At 16.9% G+C, this 498-nt stretch carries 1 protein-coding gene; it reads right to left on the reverse strand.

The annotated features are described in order from the left end of the window. Window positions 1-82: 82 nt before the first annotated feature. On the reverse strand, window positions 83-205 hold the full coding sequence (locus GBZ86_RS18545; protein WP_268817453.1) for a hypothetical protein: 123 nt from the start codon (window positions 203-205) through the stop codon (window positions 83-85). Between the last annotated feature and the right edge of the window lie 293 nt (window positions 206-498).

Here is a 498-nt window from a genome sequence, read left to right on the forward strand (position 1 = left end):
ATTTGATATATGTCATATTGTATTAAACTCACTTAATCCTTTTCAATCATTTATATAATGCACCTTTCAATGTATTTAAAATTTATTCTTTTTCTTCTTTTAAAAATTCCTTTAGTGTTTTTTCACCTTCATTTTTTAAATTTTGTATTATAAATGATAATTTTTTAGATTTATCACTAAATCCTATTATTTTATTTTCTAACATTAAAATTTATCTTTGATTTATTTATTAAATAAAATCTATAAAGATGAGAATAACATACTGCAAGCAACTAAGTACTAACATAGCAAAAGCATTAACAAAATTTTTACTTAAAATGAATTAACATGATTTATATAGGTATAAAAATTATGTAAAAATACTATTTATTATTTAAAGTGTTTATGTATATCAATTAATGAAATTATAAAATCATTTATAAATGAAAATAAAGTTATATTTAGAACTTTATTCAAGAAAAATTTAGATGATATTATTGCTAACATTAAATTTAATAC

The organism is Clostridium tarantellae (assembly GCF_009295725.1).
Lineage (GTDB): Bacteria > Bacillota > Clostridia > Clostridiales > Clostridiaceae > Sarcina > Sarcina tarantellae.

What these genes read in the sequence shown, in the direction of transcription:
- GBZ86_RS18545 (WP_268817453.1), bottom strand. Translation starts at nt 205, where the DNA reads ATGTTAGAAAATAAAATAATAGGATTTAGTGATAAATCTAAAAAATTA.